At 60.6% G+C, this 16,106-nt stretch carries 19 protein-coding genes and 1 pseudogene; 3 read left to right on the forward strand and 17 right to left on the reverse strand.

Translation table 11 applies throughout. From position 1 onward, the window contains the following. Positions 1-161: 161 nt before the first annotated feature. Entirely contained in the window at positions 162-605 is a 444-nt protein-coding gene (locus DDE76_RS14065; protein WP_104891426.1) for a DUF305 domain-containing protein, read from the reverse strand. A 142-nt stretch (positions 606-747) separates the two neighbouring features. Here DDE76_RS14065 and DDE76_RS14070 point away from each other — a divergent pair, with 142 nt between their 5' ends. Together DDE76_RS14070 and DDE76_RS14075 are read left to right on the forward strand one after the other, a co-directional pair. Continuing rightward, a complete protein-coding gene (locus DDE76_RS14070; RefSeq protein ID WP_245891944.1) occupies positions 748-1,908 on the forward strand; it encodes a hypothetical protein in 1,161 nt (386 codons plus the stop codon). Between the two features lie 55 nt (positions 1,909-1,963). Further along, positions 1,964-2,425 carry an RrF2 family transcriptional regulator gene (locus DDE76_RS14075; RefSeq protein WP_104891427.1) on the forward strand — a complete coding sequence of 154 codons (462 nt, stop codon included), beginning with the start codon at positions 1,964-1,966 and terminating at the stop codon, positions 2,423-2,425. A gap of 39 nt (positions 2,426-2,464) precedes the next feature. Here the strand turns inward: DDE76_RS14075 and DDE76_RS14080 are convergent, their stop codons facing one another. From DDE76_RS14080 to DDE76_RS14140, 16 genes and pseudogenes are all read right to left on the reverse strand, one after another. Further along, positions 2,465-2,800: a cupin domain-containing protein gene (locus tag DDE76_RS14080; protein WP_104894690.1), complete on the reverse strand. Its 336-nt coding sequence runs from the start codon at positions 2,798-2,800 to the stop codon at positions 2,465-2,467. 4 nt (positions 2,801-2,804) lie between these two features. After that, entirely contained in the window at positions 2,805-3,566 is a 762-nt protein-coding gene (gene kduD, locus DDE76_RS14085) for a 2-dehydro-3-deoxy-D-gluconate 5-dehydrogenase KduD (protein WP_104891428.1), read from the reverse strand. Beyond that, positions 3,566-4,396, reverse strand: coding sequence for a 5-dehydro-4-deoxy-D-glucuronate isomerase (gene kduI / locus DDE76_RS14090; protein WP_104891429.1), 831 nt, complete (start codon positions 4,394-4,396; stop codon positions 3,566-3,568). The genes kduD and kduI overlap by 1 nt, the downstream gene beginning before the upstream one ends. Before the next feature lie 3 nt (positions 4,397-4,399). Next, positions 4,400-5,146, reverse strand: a complete 747-nt coding sequence (locus DDE76_RS14095) for a FadR/GntR family transcriptional regulator (protein WP_104891430.1) — start codon at positions 5,144-5,146, stop codon at positions 4,400-4,402. 4 nt (positions 5,147-5,150) lie between these two features. Beyond that, the gene (locus DDE76_RS14100; RefSeq protein WP_104891431.1) at positions 5,151-6,431 is read right to left on the reverse strand and encodes a TRAP transporter large permease; all 1,281 of its coding nucleotides are present in this window, start codon (positions 6,429-6,431) and stop codon (positions 5,151-5,153) included. A 5-nt stretch (positions 6,432-6,436) separates the two neighbouring features. Continuing rightward, positions 6,437-6,964, reverse strand: coding sequence for a TRAP transporter small permease (locus tag DDE76_RS14105; RefSeq protein WP_104891432.1), 528 nt, complete (start codon positions 6,962-6,964; stop codon positions 6,437-6,439). A 62-nt stretch (positions 6,965-7,026) separates the two neighbouring features. After that, entirely contained in the window at positions 7,027-8,007 is a 981-nt protein-coding gene (locus DDE76_RS14110) for a TRAP transporter substrate-binding protein (protein ID WP_104891433.1), read from the reverse strand. Between the two features lie 397 nt (positions 8,008-8,404). Next, the gene (gene ligD, locus DDE76_RS20140) at positions 8,405-8,647 is read right to left on the reverse strand and encodes a non-homologous end-joining DNA ligase LigD (protein WP_425430636.1); all 243 of its coding nucleotides are present in this window, start codon (positions 8,645-8,647) and stop codon (positions 8,405-8,407) included. After that, positions 8,619-8,834 (reverse strand): annotated as a pseudogene (gene ligD, locus DDE76_RS20145) (non-homologous end-joining DNA ligase LigD); the annotation flags it as partial. The pseudogene ligD (DDE76_RS20145) and the gene ligD (DDE76_RS20140), both read right to left, overlap by 29 nt. Further along, positions 8,812-9,084: a hypothetical protein gene (locus DDE76_RS19825; RefSeq protein WP_104891434.1), complete on the reverse strand. Its 273-nt coding sequence runs from the start codon at positions 9,082-9,084 to the stop codon at positions 8,812-8,814. The gene DDE76_RS19825 and the pseudogene ligD (DDE76_RS20145), both read right to left, overlap by 23 nt. A 20-nt stretch (positions 9,085-9,104) precedes the next feature. Beyond that, complete coding sequence (locus tag DDE76_RS19590; RefSeq protein WP_157955811.1) at positions 9,105-9,245, reverse strand: hypothetical protein; 141 nt, start codon at positions 9,243-9,245, stop codon at positions 9,105-9,107. Continuing rightward, on the reverse strand, positions 9,242-10,303 hold the full coding sequence (locus DDE76_RS14120; protein ID WP_104891435.1) for an ABC transporter ATP-binding protein: 1,062 nt from the start codon (positions 10,301-10,303) through the stop codon (positions 9,242-9,244). Before DDE76_RS14120 ends, DDE76_RS19590 begins: the two co-directional genes overlap by 4 nt. Before the next feature lie 12 nt (positions 10,304-10,315). Beyond that, the gene (locus DDE76_RS14125; protein ID WP_425430637.1) at positions 10,316-11,200 is read right to left on the reverse strand and encodes a carbohydrate ABC transporter permease; all 885 of its coding nucleotides are present in this window, start codon (positions 11,198-11,200) and stop codon (positions 10,316-10,318) included. Between the two features lie 18 nt (positions 11,201-11,218). Further along, a complete protein-coding gene (locus tag DDE76_RS14130) occupies positions 11,219-12,112 on the reverse strand; it encodes a carbohydrate ABC transporter permease (protein WP_104894691.1) in 894 nt (297 codons plus the stop codon). A 141-nt stretch (positions 12,113-12,253) separates the two neighbouring features. Then, positions 12,254-13,543 carry an ABC transporter substrate-binding protein gene (locus DDE76_RS14135; protein ID WP_104891437.1) on the reverse strand — a complete coding sequence of 430 codons (1,290 nt, stop codon included), beginning with the start codon at positions 13,541-13,543 and terminating at the stop codon, positions 12,254-12,256. A 126-nt stretch (positions 13,544-13,669) separates the two neighbouring features. Beyond that, the gene (locus tag DDE76_RS14140; protein ID WP_104891438.1) at positions 13,670-14,524 is read right to left on the reverse strand and encodes a phytanoyl-CoA dioxygenase family protein; all 855 of its coding nucleotides are present in this window, start codon (positions 14,522-14,524) and stop codon (positions 13,670-13,672) included. Between the two features lie 592 nt (positions 14,525-15,116). Between DDE76_RS14140 and DDE76_RS14145 the strand changes: the two genes are divergently transcribed. Next, positions 15,117-16,079: a sensor domain-containing diguanylate cyclase gene (locus DDE76_RS14145; protein WP_158672363.1), complete on the forward strand. Its 963-nt coding sequence runs from the start codon at positions 15,117-15,119 to the stop codon at positions 16,077-16,079. Positions 16,080-16,106: the final 27 nt, after the last annotated feature.

Genomic DNA, 16,106 nt, shown 5'->3' on the forward strand with positions numbered 1-16,106 from the left:
GTCCCAAAAGCAAGCAGTTAAAATGCGCTGAATTGCCGTCGGGATTTAGGTGGGATTTTTGTCAGGCTCAGAGCAAAGCGACCATTTTTCACCCGCGCTTTCACACGTCGGCCTGCTGAGCCAAGGAACTTGCGTACAACTGGCTCGCGATGTCTCCATGATTATGGGTCCCGGCGCGCTAGCCAGGCCTGCATTTCGGCGATCTCAACCTGTTGCGCGCTGATGATCTCCTGGGCGAACATCTGGATCCATGGGTCTGTCGCATAGGTCTGCGCGACTTGCGCCATTTCCACGGCGCCCTGGTGGTGCGGGATCATGGAACAGACAAAGGCGGTCTGAAAATCGGCAGCGGTCATGCCGCGCATCATGTCGGAATGCATCGGCTCCATCGTCTGGATCAGGGCCGCAAGCTCCTCGCTTTGCCCCTCCGCCATGACGTCGAGATGCTCTTGCATGGAAACACCGCCATGGTCGGAATGCAGGTCGCCGCAGACGGACGGCAACGGCAGGGCAGCAACTTCGCTCGCCGGCTGGTCCCGTACCAGAAGCGCACCGGCGAAAGCGACTGCCAGCAGAGCTGCCGTACCGAGCTTCAAGACATCCATCACTTAATCCTTCTCGCAGGTGTGTCGACCGGACGTTGCCTCAACACGGAAATCGTCGACTTGATCGAGATCAAAGATGCAGCAGAAATGAATGTTTAGAAGGCTCCCATTTGCAGCACGCACAGATCAAACGGAGCTTGACGTGGCAGACAATAATGAGCACCGGGGCCGCACACCCATACGGACGGCTCTGGGCCTTTCCTTCACCGCCTTGATTGTGACCCTCATGGCCGCAGGCCCGGCCCATGCCCATGTGAAGTGGTTCGCGCCCTATGTGGTGGGCGCTGCACCCGCCCCCATTACCGACACCCTCACCAATGGCTGGTTCTGGGCAGGGATTGCGCTGGTTCTGGTGTTTTTCGCCGCCACCGTTCTGGTGGAACGCAGCCCCACTGCGGCCCCAGTCAACGGTATGCTTGACCGCCTGACCCTGCCGCTTTGGCGGCGCGGCGACGATTTCATGCGGGCGGTCATCGGCGCATTCTTCGTGGCCATCTTCGCGGTGGGCGGCGTTTATCTCACGCCCGATCTTCAGACCCCGAACGAATGGGTGTCGTGGCTGCAGCTCCTGATTGCGCTGCTCGTGTTTTCGCGGCGCACCATGCCACTGGCTGCAGCCGGTATCATCGGGCTCTGGGTGATCGCGCTGCGGGACTATGACTTCTTCCATCTGCTCGACTATCTGGCCCTCGGCATCGGTATTGCGGGCTATCTCGCGCTTGCTGCAGATCCTGAGAGCAAGTGGTACCAGCACCGCTTCACCGTGTTGCGCTGGGGCGTTGCCATCGCGCTGATGTGGTCGAGCCTTGAAAAGTTCGCCTATGCCGAATGGTTCTACCCGCTCGTTGAAGAGCGGCCGTTCCTGACCTTCGGCATGCCACGCGACATGTTCATTCCGATGGCCGGTGTTGCCGAGTTCACCATGGGATTTGGCCTGCTCTGGACCCCGCTCATTCGCCGGCTGTCGGCGGTCGCACTGATCGTCATCTTTACAGCTGCGGTCTATCCCTTCGGTCGCATAGACCTGGTGGGGCACGCCCTGATCATGGGCACGCTGTTTCTGATTGCGGCCGATCCAACGCCATCGGGCCTCAAACTGCCAAGACTGGCCCTGGCCATCGGCAGCGTTCCTGCAGGTTTGCTTGCTGCAATGGTGCTCATCGCCGGCGCCTACTGGGGATTGCATGGCACTTTTTACGACTATCAGGACCAGGGTCCGACGGTGGCCGCCGAAGGGCAGTTGCTAACCCATCGGCCCAACGCCGAGCACCCGCACGCAGAAAGCGCAACCACGGCCCAATAGTGCTTACCGACGGCAGCCTCCCAATGCGGAGGCTGCCTTGCTATCAGGAGCAAGCATGCGTCTCACCCAGTTCTCCGACTATGCCTGGCGCCTTCTGATGCATGTGGCTGACCAAGATGGTCAGCGCACCACGATCGCCGAGGCTGCCAAGGCAAACGACATCTCACGCAGTCATCTGATGAAAGTCGCCCAGCGCCTTGCTCAGGGAGGGCTTCTCAAACCGGCCAGAGGCCGCAAGGGTGGCCTGATGCTGGGCAAGCCGCCCGAGGCTATCACCCTGGGCGACGTGTTGAGGGTCACGGAACCCGACTTTGCCCTGGTTGGCTGCATGGCAGGAGAATGGTGCCTGTTTTCAGATCGCTGCCAAGTGCCTTCTGCACTGGACAGAGCGCTCGAGGCCTTCATTGAGGTCGCAGACCAACAAACGCTGGCCAACGCACTTCCATCGAACAAGGCGGTCCGTGCGGATCGGCCAGCAAGTGTCCGCCCGGCTGCTCGCTCGTCCTTTGCAGGCTGAGAATGCCTTTCATGAAGCATTTTGAAGAGGTAGACTTTATCAAACAAAGTCCGTCCGCATCGGCGTGAAGACGTCGACCAGCCGGCCCTTTTCCAGTGCAACGACGCTATGCATCAGCCCGGATGGCACGATGAAACTGCCACCCTGGCCGACCACGTCCGTCTTGCCGTCGATCGTCACCTCGAAGCGGCCCTCGGAGACATAGCTGACCTGGATATGGGGGTGACTGTGCGGAGCGCCGACCGCACCCCTTTCGAAGCCGAACTCCACCTGCATCAAGTCGGGCGTGTGGATCAGCACCCTTCGAGTATTGCCGGGCGCCAGCTCGGTCCATTCGGTGGCGTCGGGTTGCGCAAAAAGCTTCTGTTCAGTCATCTCATCACCTCGCCAGCCAGCCGCCATCCACCGGAATGACGGCGCCGTGCATGTAGTTGGAAGCGGGCGCCAGAAGGAACACTGCCGCATCGCCAATGTCGGATGGCACGCCCCAGCGCCCGGCGGGAATGCGCCCGAGAATGGCAGCGGACCGGTCCGGATCGTTGCGCAGGGCTTCGGTATTGTTGGTTTCGATATAGCCGGGCGCCACCGCGTTCACATTGATGCCCCTAGCCGCCCATTCATTGGCCAGCAGGCGGGTAATGCCCAGTACCCCGCTTTTGGACGCGGTGTAGCTCGCCACCCGAATGCCACCCTGAAAGCTCAGCATCGAGGCGATATTGACGATCCGCGCCTCGCGCTCCGCCTCAATGGCCTTGCGCCCCAGGGATTGACTGAGAAAGAACATCGTCTTGAGATTGATGTCCATCACGCTGTCCCAGTCCTCCTCGGTGAGATCCACCGCATCGACACGTTTGATGATCCCGGCATTATTGACCAGCCCATCAATCGGCCCGTGCCTGTCCCAGACCGCCTCGAACATGGCCTGGGCGTCAGTGGTTGAGCCCAGATCCGCCTGCACGGCAACCAGTTCGGCACCGATGGAGGTCATCAGCTCCGTCGTCTCGTCCATGGTGGACCGGCCAACGCCAATCACCCGGCCACCGGCCCGGCCGATGCTGAGCGCAATGCCCTGCCCGATGCCGGTATTGGCACCGGTGACCATGATTGTCTTACCTGCAAGGGAGAAGGCGCTGAGATCCATCAGCGCAGATCCTCCATTGCCACCTTCTCGACGTCGGTATAGTCGACATTGTCGCCAGCCATGGCCCAGATAAAGGTGTAGGCGCCGGTGCCTGCGCCGCAATGGATTGACCAGGGTGGGGAGAGGATCACCTGTTCATTACGCACGATCAGGTGCCGGCTTTCGTCTGGCTCGCCCATCAGGTGCACGACGAAGGCATCGGGCTTGAGGTCGAAATAAAGATAGGCCTCCATGCGCCGGTCATGCACATGGGCAGGCATGGTGTTCCACACCGAGCCCGGCGCGAACTGGGTGAGGCCCACGACCAGCTGGCAGGTCTTCACGCTGTCGGCATTCACATACTGGAAGATCGAGCGTTCATTGGCCGTTTCATTGCTGCCCAGATCGAGCCGCTTAGCGCCCGATTTCTGCAGCAGCGTCGTGGGATGGCTGGCATGGGCCGGGGCGCTCAACAGGTAGAACTTGGCGCCCTCGCCGGCGAAGCGCACATCCCTGGCGCCCATGCCGATATAGAGCATGTCGCGCGGCCCCACCGCATGATCGTTGCCATCGACCGAAATCGTGCCGGCTTCGCCGATATTAACGGCAATCAGCTCGCGCCGGTCGAGGAAATTGGCCGTGCCGGTCGGCTTGATCGCTTCGAGCGCCAACGCACCGCCATTGGGCACGGCCCCGCCAACCGCCATGCGGTCATAATGGGTGTAGGTCCAGCGCACCTCGCCTGCGGCAAACAGATCGTCGATCAGGAAGTTCTCGCGCAGCTCATCGGTCCCCATGGCCGCTGCCGTGGAGGGGTCGATGGCAAAGCGAATGTCGAAATCGGTGCTCATGGTCTAGTCCTGTTTGCTGGTGCCTTGTTCAGCCAGGCGGGCGCGATAGCGGTCCTGGCTGCGCGAGAGATGATCCCGCATCGCCTCGCGTGCACCATCGGCGTCGCGGGCGGAGATCGCATCGAGAATGCGGCGATGTTCTTCGTGCAGGCCGACCTGATATTCATAGGTCAGCACGCTCTCCGTGCCCCAGGGCGACGCCACATCGCACGGAATGGTGCGGCTGCCCAGAGCATCGAGCACCTCGAGATAGAAGGGGTTATTGGTCGCCGCCGCAATGGCGCGGTGAAAGGCAAAATCGGTCTTACCGGTCGGATTGCCTTCGGCCAGCAGCCGCCCGAATTCATTCCAGGCCTCCTGGATGGCCGCCACCTGACTGGTGCTGTGGCGCTGTGCGGCAAGGCCGGCGGACTCGATCTCGATGCCCATGCGCACTTCGAGCACGTTGAGCGCCACCGAAATCTTGTTCGAACGTTCGCCTGCAATGGCGCTGAAGGCCGAGCTGGCCTGCGCCATGACAAACACACCGGCGCCCTGGCGGGGCTGTACCATGCCGTCGGCGGCCAGCGCGGCGATTGCCTCGCGCACCACAGTCCGGCTAACCCCGAAATGGGTGGTCAACTGGACTTCGGTGGGCAGCTTTTCGCCGGGCCCGAACTCGCCGGCGCCGATGCGCTTGCGCAGCGCATCGACCACCATCTGGGCCAGCTTGGGCTTGCGGGCGGGTACGGATACTTCAATCAAGGCCATCAGATCACCGGAAAAGGCTGGGCAGCCACAAGGACAGCGCCGGAATATAGGTCACCAGCCCCAGCACAATGATGCCCGCAATGTAGAACGGCCAGACGCTGCGCATGGCGGCCCAGATCGAAATCTTGCCAACCGCCGCCGCCACGAATTGCACCGGTCCCAAAGGCGGCGTGTTGAGCCCGATCCCCAGATTAAGGATCATGATGACGCCGAAATGCACCGGATCGACGCCGAAGCTGGAAACCATGGGCAGGAAGATCGGCGTTGTGATGATGATCAGCGGGCCCATGTCCATGAAGGTGCCCAGCAGCAACAGCAGCACATTGATCAGCAACAGCACCATCAAGGGGTCGCTGGTGAGCTGCGTTACCATCTCGGTCAACATCGGCGCCACGCGCATATAGGCCATCAGCCACCCGAAGGATGCCGCTGCGCCGATAATGAACAGGACCATGGCGGTCGTCCGCACGGCGCCGATGACGCAGTGAACGAAGTTCGACCAATCCATGGAGCGATAGACCAGCAGGGTCACCAGGAATGCGTAGATCACCGCAATGCAGGAGCTTTCCGTGGCCGTGAAAATGCCCGAACGCACACCACCAAAGATGATCGCGATCAGCATCAGGCCCGGTATGGAAATTACGAAAAACTGCGCGGCCCTCGCAAAGCCGGGGAATGGCTCGGTGGGATAGCCACGCTTGCGTGCCACGATATAGGCGGTGATCATCAATGCCAGGGCGAGCAGCAGGCCCGGAATGATCCCGGCCGTGAACAGGTCGGCAATCGATATGCGCCCGCCGCCCGAAAGCGAATAGATGATCATGTTGTGGCTGGGCGGCAGCAACAGCGCGATCAGCGCCGCCATCGAGGTGACGTTGACCGCATAGTCGGCGCCATAGCCGCGCTCTTTCATTTGCGGGATCATAATCCCGCCCACCGCGGCCGCCTCGGCCACAGCTGAGCCTGAAATGCCGCCGAACAGGGTCGAGGCAACAATATTGACCTGCCCCAGGCCGCCGCGGACATGCCCGATGATCGAGCCGGCAAACGCGATGATCCGCGCTGCAATGCCGCCCCGCATCATCAGGTCACCGGCAAAGATGAAGAAGGGAATGGCCATCAGCGTAAAGGCTGACACACCCGAATTGAGCTGCTGGAAGACCACCACCGGCGGGCGCCCCAGATAGATGATCGTGGCCAGGCTGGCGATGCCAAGGCAGAAGGCGATGGGCGTGCCGACAAACATCAGGCCGCCGAAAACTCCGAATAGTACCCAGTATTCCATCGAAATCAGACCTCGGAAATGGCGCGTTCAGTGGTTTCGGCATCGACCGGTTCGCCGGCTAAGCGCAGGGTCATGCGCTCCAGGACGAACAGGCATATCAGCGCGCCTGAAACCACGATGGGCAGGTAGGTGATGGTCTGGGGCATGCCCAGCACCGGGATGCGCACGCTCGCACCGCGGATGGCCAGTTCGCCCCCGAACCAGACCATGCCGAAACCGAAGCCGAATATGGCGACATCGCTGACGCTGCGCAGCCAGGGCCGGGCGCTGTCCGGTAGCGCATAGAGCAGCACATCGAAGCCCATGTGAAATTTTTCACGCACCCCGACCGCCGCGCCAAGAAAGATGAACCAGCTCATGATCTGAATCGATGCCGCCTCGGTCCATGACGGCGACGAGTTGATCACGTAGCGCATAAAGACCTGGTAGGCGACGAGCGAGGTCATGGCGACAAGGCCCACACCGGCGAGCCACAAGGCGGCAGTCGAAATCGCGCCGAACGCGCGGCTGGCTGCCAGGAGGCCGTTCTTCATCGGCTCACTCTCCCAAGAAGCTTATCGCCGGACCGGCATGACAGCCGGCCCGGCAGGATGCATCAGCCCTCAGTGGCCTGAATGCGGGCGACCAGATCCTGCAGCATCGGATCGGTGACGTACTTCTCGTAAACCGGCTTCATCGCCTCGATGAAGGGGGCCTTGTCGACTTCGTTGATCGTGACGCCGAGCGCTTCCACAGCGGCCTTGGATTCAACTTCCTTGGCGGCCCAGAGTTCGCGTTGATAGGCGACCGATTCCTTGGCGGCTTCGCGCATGGCGGCCTGATCCTCAGGGGTCATGCCGTCCCAGACGATCTTGGAGACCACCAGCACTTCGGGCACCATCAGGTGCTCGTTGAGCGAGTAATACTGGGCAACTTCGGCGTGCCCGGCAGTATCAAAGCTCGGGTAGTTGTTTTCGGCGCCATCAATGACGCCGGTCTGGATGCCCGAATAGACTTCACCATAGGGCATGGGCGTGGCATTGCCGCCCAGGGCCGCGACCATGTCGACAAACACGTCCGAACCCATGACACGGAACTTCATGCCTTCCATGTCGGCCAGCGTGTTGATCGGCTTCTGGCTGTTGTAAAACGAGCGCGCGCCACCGTCGTAATAGGCCAATGCGATGACATCCACCGCCTCAAAGGCGGCCAGGATTTCCTCGCCGATCGGGCCATCCAGCACATTGTGGAAGTGCTCGGTCGAGCGGAAGATGTAGGGAAGCTGGGTCACGGTCGCCGCAGGCACCTGGGTGCCGAAAGCGCCGATGGAGATTCGATTAAGATCGATCACACCAAACTGGGTCTGCTCGATCGTATCGGCTTCCTGGCCGAGCTGGGCCGAGTGGAACACTTCCACCGAATAACGACCATCGGTCTTGTCCGAAAGCAATTCACCGAAGCGCTTGACGGCCTCGACGGTCGGATAGCCATCCGGATGGGTATCGGATGAGCGCAGCACCGTCTGGGCGCTGGCGGCCGAAACCATAAGTGTGGATGCGACGACGGCAGCAGCCGCCATCCTAGGCAGATGAAACATGGTTTTCCTCCCAATGTACTTAATGGCCGGGTCTCTGTTCCCTCCCGGCCGCAGCGGCAGATCGCCTGCCGCCGGCCCGTCGTTTCGTGTTGTCGATCGGCAGGCCTTGTGCAAACTGGTATGGAAGTTGAAAAGACAAGTCAACATACAATAATTCGTATGTTGTATGATGAATATACGAGGAGCGCCCCATGGTGCCCGGGCTGATTGCAGAAGGTTCAATTTGGTTGGTAGCCTCGCAGAGGGGGCAAACTTACGTCGAACTATCCGCAAGTACGATCTGACAATAGCGTCGACTGGGGAATCCATGTATGTTTTCGGCCGTTAGTTGGCCTTAAGAAGCTGCGGCGCAGCTGCTCGCCCACAGAACGATTTCCACATAGCGGGCCACGACAGACTACGACTGCAATCTGTTACCGATCATGACCAGGTTTATCCGAAGATCAACAGCGCCTCGATGGCAGAATGGTGCTTCTGGCATAGTACCTGCCACCAGCCCGGCCAGATCCTCGACATAAAAATATTCCTGCCTGTCGCCGTCCTTTTCCACAACGGACCGGGAGCGCAATTGTTCTGGAAAGCCGCCCGTATCGTGCTTCTGGAAAAAGCACTGTTTGGTTCGCCCCTGCGGGCACCGCACCAGGGCTCAGCGGTCGACCCTTGATATGGGGGAGCATGGCACTGGCCACATCCTCGTAATAGGCGACGAGCTGCGACTTGGTGATCACTTGCCCGGGATAGACCACCCGGTCCGGCGACGTCAGGCGAACGCCCAGCTTTTCGGCGACGGCCTCGCCATCATCGTCAAGGCTCTGGCTCTTTTCCATGCGCACCTCCTTGGCGGGCTTGTCGCCGCGCAGGCTGATGAAGCTGGGATATGGGAAAAGTCCGTGGTCGCGCTGACACTACGAAAAACCCGATTTGGCCACCTTCACCACCGAAGGGCAGAAACCGCTTCAAGATTTCGGCATTGTTGGTGCCGGTGCTGTCGAGCCAGCAGTCATGATAGATGCCGCCTTCATGCAGGATCGGCGTGTCGTTCGCTGCCGGCGCGATGCAGTCGAACAGCTCGCGCACGGCGTCCTAGTAACGGTTGGTCAGCCGATCAGCGCTCGAAACAAAACGGACCCCGGGCGCTGCCATTCGGCCAGCAGCGCGGCATCGGCTGGTTTGGCGAGCGGACCGATTTTTTCGGCCAGGTCCAGCGCCCGCAAGCGGTCAAGCAATGGGTGGCTCACGCAGACGCCTCGATCCGCAGCCCTTCGGCATCGAAGAAATGCGCGTCGCCCGCCTTGAAGCCGAGCGAGACCGTGTCGCCGCGCTTGAACTGGGCGTTGCCGGGCGCCTGGGCCAGCAGGCTCTGTCCATCGGCCAGCGCCACATAGACGAACAGCTCGCTGCCCAGATATTCGACCAGGGTGATGGTGCCTTCAACCGCGAGATCACCGGGCTGGTTGAGCCCCAGATGCTCGGGCCGGATCCCCACCGTCACCGGACCACTGGTGCCCGGTCGCGCCGACAGCGTGCCCAATCCGCCCAGATCGACCCCCAGCCCCGATGCATTGCCCTTAAGCAGGTTCATCTTTGGCGAGCCGATAAAGCTGGCGACGAACAGGTTGCGCGGATTGTTATAGAGTTCGAACGGGGTGCCCACCTGTTCGAGGTTGCCCTTGTTGAGCACGGCGATGCGCGTGGCCATGGTCATGGCTTCGGTCTGGTCGTGCGTCACATAGATCATGGTGGTGCCCAGGCGATTGTAGAGTCCGGCCAGTTCGACGCGCATCTGCACCCGCAATTCGGCATCGAGATTGGACAGCGGCTCGTCGAACAGGAAGAGCTGGGGTTCGCGCACGATGGCCCGGCCAATGGCCACGCGCTGTTTCTGTCCGCCCGAGAGCTGGCGCGGCTTGCGCTCCATCAGCTCCCCGATCTGCAATATGCGGGCCGCATCGGCAACGCGGCGCTCGATTTCGTCCTTGGGCATGCGCAGATTGGACAGGCCGAAGGCCAGGTTCTTGCGCACGCTCATATGCGGATAAAGCGCATAGGACTGGAACACCATCGAGAGGTTTCGCTGGCTGGCCGGCAGGTCGTTGACCACGCGATCGCCGATAGAAACCGTGCCGTCGGTGATCTCTTCGAGCCCTGCAATCATGCGCAGCAACGTGGACTTGCCACAGCCCGAGGGGCCAACCAGTACCAGGAACTCGCCCGACTGCACTTCCAGATTGATGCCGTGGATGACCTCCATGCTGGAATAGGCCTTGCGGACTTCGGAAAGGGTAACAGATGCCATGTTGGTCGCTTCTTACTTGAGGCCGCTCATCGCGATCCCGCGGATGATGAGCCGCTGGAAGATGATGAAGAACAGGAGGATGGGCAGGATGGAGAGGATCGACATGGCGAACATCGGGCCATACTGGCTGACGCCATCGGTGCTGATGAAGCTGCGCAGCGCCAGGGGCACCGTGTAGTCCTTCATGTCATTGAGATAGACCAGCGGCCCCAGGAAATCCTCCCAGGTCCAGATAAACGAGAAGATCGCGGCCGTCGCCATGGCCGGCAGGCTCAGGGGCATGATGATGGCCCAGTAGATCTTGAAGGGCGAGCAGCCATCGATCATCGCCGCCTCGTCCAGTTCGCGCGGCAATTGGCGGAAAAACTGGATCATCAGGAAGATGAAGAAGGCGTCGCCGGCAAGGAATTTGGGCACGATCAGCGGCAGATAGCTGTCCACCCAACCCAGGTTGAGAAACAGGATATATTGGGGGATGAGCACCACGTGATAGGGGATCATCAGCGTCATCATCATCAGCGCGAACCAGATGGTCTTGCCGGAGAATTCGAGCCGCGCAAACGCATAGGCCGCAAACGAGCAGGAGATGACATTGCCGAGCACCGAGAGCACGGTGACGACGGTCGAGTTCCAGAAAAAGGTCGTGAAGCTCACCGGCAGGGCGTTCCAGCCCTCGGAATAGTTCTCCCACTGAAATTCGCTCGGCCATAGACCCAGATCGCCGAAGATCTGATTGTCAGGCTTGAGCGAAGCGGCAAACATCCAGATTAGCGGGTAGATCATCACCAGCGAGGTGAGGATCAGGAAGATGTGCTTGAGCACGGCGGAGCGCTTGGCGCGCTTGGCCCTTTCCTGACGATAGGCATGGGCAATGTCGGCGGTGGTCTGGGCGGGCATGGTGGATGCGCTCATGGCTCAGCCCCTCTCGTTCTCGTAGTGGACCCAGTATTTGGAGGTCCAGAAGGCAATGGCGGTGAACAGCGCGATAATCAGCAACAGCACCCAGGCCAGCGCCGAGGCATAGCCCATGCGCAGGAAGCTGAAAGCCTCGTTGTAGAGATAGACGGTGAAGAACAGCAGGCTATCGAGCGGCGCGCCCGAGCCGCCGGAGATGATGAAGGCGCCCGAAAAGCTCTTGAAGGCCTCGATCATCTGCAGCACCAGGTTGAAGAAGATGACTGGCGCTAGCAGCGGCACGGTGATGGCGAAGAATTTCTTCACCGGTCCGGCCGCGTCGATTTCCGCCGCCTCATACAGCTCCTGCGGAATGGCCCGAAGCCCGGCAAGGAAGATCAGCATGGGCGAGCCGAACTGCCAGATGGCCAGCACGATCAGCGTCCAGAGCGAATATTTCGGATCGGCCAGCCAATAGGGTCCCTCTGCGCCGAACAGGCGCAGGATCAAATTGATCACCCCGTCATAGTTGAAGAGCTGGCGCCACAGGATGGCCACGGCAATCGAACCGCCCAGAATGGAGGGCAGATAGAATAGCGCCCGGTACCAGCCGATGGCGCGGATGCCCTTGTCGAGCGCCATCGCCACCCCAAGGGCGAAGATCAGCTTGAGCGGCACCGAGATGACCACGAACTGGAACGTGACCTGTAGTGCCTTCCAGAAGCGCTGGTCGTATTGAAACATATGGACATAGTGGTCGAGCCCGAGCCATTGCGGCGGGCGCACCACATTATACTTGGTGAAGCTGAGATAGAGCGAGGCCAGGATTGGCCCGATCGCCAGCAGGAAGAAGCCCACCAGCCACGGGGACAGAAAGGCGTATCCGGCAAAGTTGCGGCGGAAGAATTTTTGCACGCGCGGCTCCAGTCTCAACTGTTCCCGTTGATCGAAACATTGCGGGAGGCAACGCCTGCCACGACAAGGCAGGCGCCGCCTCTTCCCGAGGAGATATCCGCCGCCCCACGGGAGAAAGGGCGGCGGACCGGGTATTCTGACCTAGGCGCGGGCCAGGATGGCGCGGGTCTGGTTGAGGAAGTCCGATGCCACGTCGGGAATGGGACGTTCGCCAAGCAGAACGTTGACAGCCAAACGCTCGAAAGTCTGTTCGACCTCGTTCGAACCGCTGGGAGGCGGCGGCGGCAGCACGGCCGTCTTGCCCTGGATCTTGTCGAAGAACTCGACCGAGCGGGCCTCGACATCGGTCAGGTCGGGCTGCAGGGCCGCGCGCACATCGCTCTGGCTCGGAATGCCGCGTTCCAGTCCCAGCACCTTGGTCATGTCGAGATCGTTGACGAAGGCGCTCATATAGGTGGTGGCGGCTTCGGGGTTGGCGCTGTCGCGCGTTAGGCAGACGAACTGGCTGGGCTGCACGATCGAGCCCGGCACCATGTCCGGCGTATTGGGATACATGGCCGCGCCCAAGGTGTCCTGCATCAGGCTTTGCACGCCCACCAACTGGTTGGACCAGAGATAGGTCATGGCCGTCTTGCCGGTGACCACGCCCATTTGGCTCAGCTCCGACACACCGGCGAGACCGGCGCTTTCCGGGCCCGGCGGAGTGCCGCCGGCATTGCGGATCTTTTCCCAGGTTGCCCAGTATTCCTCGACGATTTCCTGGTTTGGACCGTAGGAGCCGTCCTCGTTGAACAGCATGGCGCCCTTCTGCACCACGAAGTCGGAGAAATTCTGATAGTCCGCCGTATTGTCGTCGGTACCAGCAACGCCCGTGGCCTCCTTGACAGCGGCGGCGAATTCGGCCAGCTCGTCATAGGTATAGCCATAGGGGTCGAAGTCCTCGCCCGGGACGATCCCTGCTTCCTCGAACAGTCGCGAGTTGTACATCGCCATATGGCTGTTGGCGCCGATGGAGAGCGCATAGAACTTGCCGTCCACGGTGCCGGCATCGATGGCGCTCTGGTCCATCTTGGAGATATCGAGGGTCTTGCCCACATAATCGTCCAGCGGTACGATGGCGCCATTGGCGATATATTCGAACAGCACGCCATAACCCTGCTGGATCACGTCGGGCATGTTGCCGCCGGCGATCTGGGTGGTCAGCTTGGTGAAATAGTCACCAAAACCAAGGGTTTCGCCGGTGACGTTGATGTCGGGGTGCTTGCCATTGAAAATGTCGATCACTTCGAACGTGCGGCGATCGCGCTCCGGATTGCCCCACCAGAAATGGCGGATTTCCGCCGTCTGCGCGAAGGCGGGGCGCCCCATGGCCGCCAGCGCCAGCACGGAGCCGGATGCACCCAGAAAAGTTCTTCTTGTCAGTCTGCTCATTGTGTTCCTCCCTTGAGCCTTCCTGTTCCAACCAGGGCCGGGTCCTCAGCCGGCGCTGGCCGTTTGCATTGCTGACTTACGTACCTCTAGGTACGGGTCAGCAAATTCTGTGCCCCTCTTGCCCACCTAAGCGTCGGCGGACATGGGCAATTTGTGTGGCATGACGATCCGGCGCCGCTCGGGTGTCAGTCGCGCCAGAAGGTCCTGGCTGGGCACCATGTCATGCCTGAAATAACCCCAGCTCGGGCCGTAGCGATAAACCGTCATGCGGCGCTGGCCCGGATTGGTGCGCCGGGCCGAGCCATGCATGATGGCGTCGACGAACATCAGCGCGTCGCCGGCCTTGAGATGGACTTCCACCGCACCGGCAATGCCATCCACCGAGGTCTGCTCATCGCGCTTGTCGAGAGTGACCGCCTGGGGATGGCGCAGATTGGATTTGTGGCTGCCTGGAATGACCATGGTCGCGCCATCGCCAGGACCGATATCGTTCAGCGCAATCAACACATTGACCTGGCCGCAGTGAAACCGTCCGGCGTGAAAGCGATACTGGGTACGAATGGTGCCAACATGACCGCCCGAATGCAGGCGTAGCGCCTGACCCGGCCCGCGCACCGAAGCAAAGCATTCATCGATAAAGGCAGGGCCATGGTGACCGTCGAAATTTTCCGGATCGTCGGCACCGATGAAGTGGACAGCCGTGGCAAACCAGGACGGATGATCGATCAATCGCTCCCAGGCAGGACCGGCCTCATAGACCTGCTGCAGGATCAGGCCCTCCTGGCGGTCAGGCCGATTGATGAGCCGCACATGGTCGTCCCAGCCATCGCCAACGAAATCCTGATGCTGGTCGAGCGTGGCGTTACAAGCCGCCAGCTCTTCGGCCGACAGCGCGGCGGGAATGACCAGATATCCGTTGAGATCGAACAGATAGCGTTCGAGTTCGGTGCATGCAGCACCAGGTGCCAACCCTGCGTCCATCCCTTGCTCCCGCCATGCCCCGTTTCGGGGTCAATTCTGCGCGGTGCTGCTGGGAGGGTTCATCCCGCCAACCGCGACCGCACGGTTGAAATCATTTTGCGGGCAACTCAGAAGGTCGATACAAGCAACTGTCCGTGGGTAAACGTCGGTCAGACAGCAGAAGTACCGCGTAGCTCACGCTTTACCACATACCCTGGCTGGACCCTTGGGCCCATGACGTGTCTCCGGCCGTTCCTGAGAGGTTGTTCCCACTCAGATTGGGCTAAAGATCACCACATCTTCCATACAAGTCAAGTGGGCTTTGTGCCTCCTCCTTCTCCTTTTAGCGTCCGCTGTCGCCTGTCCGCGGATGCCAGGAGATATGCTTGGCCCGGTTGTGGCGCATCGCCAGCTTCACCGGGTCTGCCTTCCACCCGTCAACTGGGCAAGCAGATGGAGTCAAGCAGTGCCTGCCGGCCTCCTCGTTCTGTACCTTCATTCACGCCCGTTGCACACGTAAACATAGCCAAAAATTTAGACTATTCGGCTAACTGTCATGCCCAGTGCGAGAGGCACACGTGTCTCGCAATACACAATCGAAGGGGCGAGAACGGTGAGCAGCGAAGACGAAGAGTTACGACTGAGGAAGCTCCATCAGTACAATCTTCTCGATACGCCAAAGGAGGATGCCTTTGATCGTATTACGCGTCTTGTATCCGCACTGCTCGATGTTCCCATTGCCACGATAACGCTCGTTGATCGTGATCGACAATGGTTCAAGTCCGAACAGGGATTGGGCGTTGAGGAGACACCGCGTAGTCAGTCTTTCTGTGCCCATACGATGATTGGCGAAGGGCCGATGGTGGTCCAAGACGCTTCCCTGGACGCGCGCTTCGTTGATAATCCGTTGGTCACCGGTCACCCTGCTATCCGGTTTTACGCTGGCGTCCCGCTTCACGCTGCGGACGGGACCTCGCTTGGCGCCCTTTGCGCCATTGATTCCAGTCCACGGCATATCGAACCCCAACAGTTGAAGCTGCTTGCAGATCTCGCCAACCTCACCATGGAGCAATTCGAACTGCGGCTTCTGGCGACACTCGACGGACTGACCGGCGCAATGCGCCGCTCGTCCTTTCTGGCGACCGCCGAGCGCGATATGGTCCTGGCTGCAAAAAAAGGATCGCCCCTCTCATGCCTGATGATCGACGCGGACAACTTCAAAAGTCTGAATGACCAGTTCGGTCATGCCGTTGGCGATGAAGCTCTGGTGGCGATTGCCAAAGCCATCAGCGACCAGCTCCGTCGCGGTGATAGCCTCGGCAGAATGGGCGGTGAAGAATTCTGCGTGTCCTTGCCTGGTACAGAACTCAGTGGTGCGCTATCCGTCGCAGAACGGATGCGAGAGGTCATCGCAGCCATCCGTCTGCAGACGGACACAGGGGTGGTCAGCATTACGGCCAGTTTCGGCGCCGCTGCATTGTTGTCTTCCGACTCCAGTCCGTCCGATCTGATCCACCGCGCCGATGTCGCCCTCTACGAGGCCAAGAACTCGGGACGAAACCGAGTGGCAGCTTGAAGACGTCTGGCTCTACCCCGGCAGCCC

Origin of the sequence: Devosia indica, assembly GCF_003056405.1 — a bacterium.
GTDB classification, from domain to species: domain Bacteria; phylum Pseudomonadota; class Alphaproteobacteria; order Rhizobiales; family Devosiaceae; genus Devosia; species Devosia indica.

Excerpts from the sequence above, each read along its gene's own strand:
- DDE76_RS14065 (WP_104891426.1), bottom strand. The coding sequence starts at position 605 with ATGGATGTCTTGAAGCTCGGTACGGCAGCTCTGCTGGCAGTCGCTTTC.
- DDE76_RS14075 (WP_104891427.1), top strand. The coding sequence starts at position 1,964 with ATGCGTCTCACCCAGTTCTCCGACTATGCCTGGCGCCTTCTGATGCAT.
- DDE76_RS14080 (WP_104894690.1), bottom strand. The coding sequence starts at position 2,800 with ATGACTGAACAGAAGCTTTTTGCGCAACCCGACGCCACCGAATGGACC.
- kduD (WP_104891428.1), bottom strand. The coding sequence starts at position 3,566 with ATGGATCTCAGCGCCTTCTCCCTTGCAGGTAAGACAATCATGGTCACC.
- kduI (WP_104891429.1), bottom strand. The coding sequence starts at position 4,396 with ATGAGCACCGATTTCGACATTCGCTTTGCCATCGACCCCTCCACGGCA.
- DDE76_RS14095 (WP_104891430.1), bottom strand. The coding sequence starts at position 5,146 with ATGGCCTTGATTGAAGTATCCGTACCCGCCCGCAAGCCCAAGCTGGCC.
- DDE76_RS14100 (WP_104891431.1), bottom strand. The coding sequence starts at position 6,431 with ATGGAATACTGGGTACTATTCGGAGTTTTCGGCGGCCTGATGTTTGTC.
- DDE76_RS14105 (WP_104891432.1), bottom strand. The coding sequence starts at position 6,964 with ATGAAGAACGGCCTCCTGGCAGCCAGCCGCGCGTTCGGCGCGATTTCG.
- DDE76_RS14110 (WP_104891433.1), bottom strand. The coding sequence starts at position 8,007 with ATGTTTCATCTGCCTAGGATGGCGGCTGCTGCCGTCGTCGCATCCACA.
- DDE76_RS14120 (WP_104891435.1), bottom strand. The coding sequence starts at position 10,303 with ATGGCATCTGTTACCCTTTCCGAAGTCCGCAAGGCCTATTCCAGCATG.
- DDE76_RS14125 (WP_425430637.1), bottom strand. The coding sequence starts at position 11,200 with ATGCCCGCCCAGACCACCGCCGACATTGCCCATGCCTATCGTCAGGAA.
- DDE76_RS14135 (WP_104891437.1), bottom strand. The coding sequence starts at position 13,543 with ATGAGCAGACTGACAAGAAGAACTTTTCTGGGTGCATCCGGCTCCGTG.
- DDE76_RS14140 (WP_104891438.1), bottom strand. The coding sequence starts at position 14,524 with ATGGACGCAGGGTTGGCACCTGGTGCTGCATGCACCGAACTCGAACGC.